Source organism: Bacteroidia bacterium, from assembly GCA_019695265.1.
Classification (GTDB): domain Bacteria; phylum Bacteroidota; class Bacteroidia; order JAIBAJ01; family JAIBAJ01; genus JAIBAJ01.
Map to the genome: position 1 here is coordinate 1 of JAIBAJ010000206.1, position 2,788 is coordinate 2,788.

General features: G+C 32.2%; 2 protein-coding genes. Both read right to left on the minus strand.

Translation table 11 applies throughout. From position 1 onward, the window contains the following. Positions 1 to 905, minus strand: a 905-nt coding sequence (locus K1X82_15350) for a RagB/SusD family nutrient uptake outer membrane protein (protein MBX7183487.1), incomplete at its 3' end; no start/stop codon positions are given. A 26-nt stretch (positions 906 to 931) separates the two neighbouring features. Continuing rightward, positions 932 to 2,788, minus strand: a 1,857-nt coding sequence (locus tag K1X82_15355) for a SusC/RagA family TonB-linked outer membrane protein (protein ID MBX7183488.1), incomplete at its 5' end; no start/stop codon positions are given.

Consider the following 2,788-nt stretch of genomic DNA (forward strand, 5'->3'; position numbering starts at 1 on the left):
TTTTTCCAATCTAAACCTCTAAATATTGTTACTCCCCAATTGCCATCAGAGTTTCCACCAGAATAGTTTATTTCAAAAATCGACTCAGCAGAATTTTCATTAGCATTGTCCCACAAGGAGTTATAATCTGGTAACAGCGTATAACCTCCAGCTATTACATCATCACAATATTTTTTAACAGATGTCCAATCTGGTGAAGGTTGTGCAGCAGCAACCTTTGCTAACATCACATTTACTGCACCAGTTGTAGCATAACCTTTATGAATATTGGTTGATTTAACATTCGCTAATGCAAACTTCAAATCTTCATTGATTCGTTTATAAACTTCTTCTTTTGAATTTCGTGCTGGAAATAATAATGGATAAATTACTGGCAATTTTTCTGCACTTATGGTTTGAACATCCAATAAAATCAAAGGAACATCACCCCAAAGTTGAACTAATTGGAAATACATAAATGCACGAATAAAGGATGCTTCCCCTTTTATTTCATTTTTTCTAGTTGATGTCAAAGATGCATCGGTTACCGAATCTGCATTATTGATCACTTTATTACATTTTCCAATAGTTGCATATAAATACCTCCAATCTCTACTGACATTTGAGTTTGTGGCATCTAATTTCAAATTGTCGATTTGGAAATTTGCAGGATTGTCACCTCCTGCATAGGCATCATCAGATTGTGCATCACCATTCACGAAATAATCTAACTGATAATACTCATTTTTAAAGTCTCCATAAGCTCCTGCCAAAGCAGCTTCAAGTTCTGAAGCGTTTTTGAAAGCTACGGATGAAGAATTTGTTTCAACTGCAATTCCATTAGAAACTGGCTCAGTATCCAAATATTTTGAACAGGAAGCCAATGATATTATTGATAGTAGAAATATATAATTTAATTTTTTCATTTTAATATTATTTTTATGGTGTATGACTAAAATTCAACATTTGCTCCTAAAATAACCGATACAGATTGAGGATAAGTTCCATAATCTACTCCTAATGCTGTTGCACTATTTCCAAAGGCATTTACTTCAGGATCAAAACCTGAATATTTGGTAAATGTTAAGATATTCTGTGCAGTTGCATAAACCGATAATTTTTTAATAGCCTTAATTTTCTCCATATTAAAATCGTATGATAAGGTAACAGACTTTAACCGAATATAAGAACCATCTTCGATAAATCTTGAAGAATTATATACATTGTATAAATTTCCATTAGTTATTACTTTAGGAATATCAGTATTCCTATTAGTTGTTGTCCATCTTCTCAAAACAGCTGTAGATTGATTTTTACTATCAAACATTCCTTCCAAATCAATTCTAGTAGCATTATAAATATCATTACCATAGCTTCCTTGGAAAAACAAATCAAGTCGGAATCTTTTATAGGTGAAATTGTTTGTAAATCCAAATGTAAATAACGGTTGACCATTGCCTATGATTGTTCTATCACCTGGATCAAATATTCCATTATTATTTATATCTTTATATTTCATATTTCCAGTTTCAGGATCTACTCCTTCTGAAACATATCCGAAAAATGATCCTAATGGATAACCTTCTTTTACTATTGCAACATCTTGATTATTGCTATAAATACCTCCAAAATAGTAAATATGGGTATAATTTAATGTTTTTACCTCATTTTTATTAAATGAAATATTAAAATCACTATTCCATTTGAAATTTCCAACAAGATTAGCTGTTGATAAATTAATGTCAATTCCTCTATTATTGATTGTTCCAGCATTCGTTTGAATATGATTGATTGGCAAAGTACTCGGCAACTGTACATCTAATAGGACATCTGAAGTGTTTTTGTTATAATAATCTACTGCCAATTGTAATCTTGATTTGAACATTGTCAAGTCAAAACCAATGTTGGTTTGAGCAGTAGTTTCCCACTTAAGGTCAGGATTTCCATAAGATGTTTGAACTGCTGCTGGACCAGATAATGGATTGGTAGGAGTTCTTCTATAATATGTAATTAGACCAAATTTAGCAAACGGATCAATACCTTCTTGATTTCCATTCAATCCCCAACCGACTCTTAATTTTAAATCATCTAAATATTTGATATTTTTCATGAACTTTTCTTCAGAAATTCTCCAGCCAGCCGAAACTGCTGGCATAGTTCCCCAAGGATTTGCAAGTTTGGATGATCCATCTCTTCTAAAGCTTGCTGTAAGCAAATAAGTACTTTTATAGTCATAAGTAAGTCTTCCAAAAAATGAAACAATATTCCAAGGATAAAAATAAGTATTACCACTTATTATATTGGCTGCATTCAAAGTTCTTACTTTAGTATCATTTGGGAAATCTGTTCCATATAAATCTGCAATACTTTTCTTTTCTGATTGAAGACTAGATCCCACTAAAAAAGAATAATTATGATTACCTCTAGATGCTTTATATAATAAGGTGTTTTCCCAAAGCCATAAATTTTTATTAGTCCTATTTGCCTGACCAATTCCATTTTGGCTTCTGCCATATGTTGTTTTAAATGGATCTAAATAGTAATTCCATTCATGATTATTAAGATCCAAAGCGATATTCGATTTTGCTACTAAACCCTCAATAATTGTGGCTTCTGCACTAAAATTACCAAATAATCTAGTATCTGTCACTAATTGGTCCGGACCTTGCATATAAGCAACTGGGTTTTCCCAAGATGGTTGGAACGGATTTGGGTCGAACCAACCGCTACCATCTGATTTGTATATTTTAAGAAAAGGGGGAGTATTCAAAGCACTCATGATTACACCACCTCTTCCAGAACTTGCATT